4 protein-coding genes are annotated in these 2,439 nt (G+C 69.1%); all 4 read right to left on the bottom strand.

Going from position 1 to position 2,439, the window contains the following annotated elements:
- A partial coding sequence (locus tag RIV14_RS13525; RefSeq protein ID WP_309325245.1) for a FeoB small GTPase domain-containing protein occupies positions 1–821 on the bottom strand: 821 nt, incomplete at its 3' end.
- Positions 818–1,201 (bottom strand): FeoA family protein, encoded by a 384-nt coding sequence (locus RIV14_RS13520; RefSeq protein ID WP_070661962.1) that lies wholly within the window; start codon positions 1,199–1,201, stop codon positions 818–820. The genes RIV14_RS13520 and RIV14_RS13525, both read right to left, overlap by 4 nt.
- A 231-nt stretch (positions 1,202–1,432) precedes the next feature.
- A complete protein-coding gene (locus tag RIV14_RS13515) occupies positions 1,433–1,969 on the bottom strand; it encodes a NifU family protein (RefSeq protein WP_075371056.1) in 537 nt (178 codons plus the stop codon).
- Between the two features lie 83 nt (positions 1,970–2,052).
- A partial coding sequence (locus tag RIV14_RS13510) for a nucleoside recognition domain-containing protein (protein ID WP_309325244.1) occupies positions 2,053–2,439 on the bottom strand: 387 nt, incomplete at its 5' end.

The raw sequence follows: 2,439 nt of genomic DNA, 5'->3' as shown, positions 1-2,439 counted from the left end.
TCCTCGATGGCGCCCTTGAAAGGCTCGGCCCAGGTGAAGATCGCCTGGAAGAAGATGTACATGATGGCGAAGAACACCAGGGACCCCAGGACGGGGTTGAGCAGGACCCGGTCGACGACGGTCGTGATGCGGTCCTGCTGGGGCGCCTGGTAGTCCGCGGCGGCCAGGATGGAGTCGGCCCAGGAGGCCACCTCGGTGGGTGTCGTCGGCGCGGGCAGTGGCGGGCGCTGCCACTCGGAGAGCTCGGTGAGGCGCTTGCGCAGCTCGGGGATGCCAATGCCGCGGTTGCCGACGACCCGCACGGCGGGGATCCCCAGGGCCTGCCCGAGGGCCGCCACGTCCAGGCGTCCGGCGCGCCGCGTGAGCTCGTCGGTCATGGTGACTGCCAGGCAGGTCGGCAGCCCCAGGGACAGGGCCTCGGCGATGAAGTTCATGCCGCGCTGCAGCGTCGTGGCGTCGACGACGACCACGAGGGCGTCGGGAACGGAGACGCCCTGCGAGGTGTCGGTGAGGACGTCGTGGACGATCTGCTCGTCGGGGCTGATCGGGTCCAGGGAGTAGGCGCCCGGCAGGTCCTCAATGGTCAAGCTGGTCTCGCCGATCCGGCAGGTCCCTAGTGAACGCGTCACGGTGACACCGGGGTAGTTGCCGGTCTTGGCGCGCAGGCCGGTCAGGGCGTTGTAGATGGAGGTCTTGCCGGCGTTGGGAGCGCCTGCCAGGGCGACGCGTGGGGCGTCGGCCACCAGGGTCTTGGAGCTGGAGGATCCGCAGTGGCAGTCGGGGGCGCCGGCGACTTCGGAGTGTGCGCAGTGGTCGCTCATGGGAGCTGCTCCTGACGCTCGGGGGTGGCGGCCTGCTGCCTGGTGAGGGGCTCGACGACGTCGTCCTCGGCCTCGGTGAGGACCTCGACCTGGACCATGCGAGCCTCGTGGCGGCGCAGGCACAGCTCGTAGTCGGCGACGAGATAGACCACCGGGTCGCCCAGCGGGGCGCGGCGCAACGGCGTCACGGTCCGGCCGGGCACGAAGCCCAGGTTGCTCAGCCGCTTGGAGATGGGGTCGTCGGCCGTGTCCTCTTGCAGGCCGATGACCCTGCCGCTGGTTCCCAGACGCAGGTCGGATAGGGACGTGTGCGCGGAAGGCGGGGTGCCGCCGGTGCCGACCGGCGTCGTCGTGCCGTGGTGTGAGACTGCAGTCGCCATGTTGCCCTCGGAGCTCCTCGGATCCTTGAGTCTGTTATCGGTCGTGATGCGGGCTTGCGCACCAACCATGACAGTCTAAGGTAAGGCTTTGCTATCTTCAGGTTCTTGAGGTGTCTCCGACACAGATCAGGGGACGGGTCCACGTCCGCCACGCGCCGAGCCGGGCATTTTTCGCGTAGCCCTACCGTTTTTCTGTAGGGCTACGCGAAAAATGCCCGGCTCGGGGAAGAATTACTCATCAACTCGGCGGACTTCGACCAGCCAGGGGCAGCGGCGCCGCAGCAGGTGCTCGAAGCGCGCGTGCATCGTGATCTCCGCGGCCGGGCAGTGGTCGCAGGCCCCCTCCATGGCGATCTCGACGACGCCGTCGCGCACCGAGTGCACCACGAGCGCGCCCCCGTGGCTGTTGACGAAGGTCCCCAGGGAGCCGTCGGCGATCTGTCGGGCGGCGGCCTCCAGGGCGTCGTCGGGGCCGGAGGCGCGGGCGGTGGCGGCGCCCTTCCACGACTTCGGGGCGCCCAGGGCGTCGACCAGCGCGGATCGCACCCGGGCCCCCTCCGTGTGCCAGTCGTGGCCGGTTCCCAGGAGGGTGAGCACCCCGCCGCCGTCGACCCTCACCGAGCGCAGGGTGCCGTCGTCCATGAGCTCCTGGAGAAGCGCCGGGGCCTGGGCGACTTCCCCGGTGAAGGGCAGCAGGCCGTCGGGAATGACCCATCGCAGCACGTCGGGGTCCGGCGTGGTTGTCGGGTGCGTGGGAACGACGGGCACGGCTGCCTCACCTCTCCTGCTGTCCGGGGTGCCCCCACCGTCGATGGGGGCACCGTCCTGGTTGCTGCTTCGTTCTGCTCCGCCTACATGAAGGCTGCCACGAGTGCGCGGCTGAGGGCCGCCATGATCCAGGCGGTGACGAACATGTAGGTGTAGGCGATGATTGGCCACTTCCAGGTGCCGGTCTCGCGGCGCATTGCACCGGCTGTGGCCATGCACTGTAGGGCGTAGACGAAGAACACGAGGATCGCAATGACGGTGGCCGGGTTGAACAGGAGATCGCCGGCCTTGTTGGTCAGGGTGTCCTGCTGGTAGGTCATTGTGGCCAGGTGGGCGGCGGGCTCCTCGGGGTCCTCGGCGGCGGCGATCTGTCCGAGGGTGGCCACGAAGGTCTCGCGGGCTGCCAGTGAGGACAGGGTGGCGACGTTGATGCGCCAGTCGAAGCCCAGTGGCTCGAAGACCGGTTGGAC

The organism is Actinomyces acetigenes (assembly GCF_031296635.1).
GTDB classification, from domain to species: Bacteria; Actinomycetota; Actinomycetes; order Actinomycetales; family Actinomycetaceae; genus Actinomyces; species Actinomyces acetigenes.
This window is presented reverse-complemented; position numbering and strand designations above follow the sequence as displayed.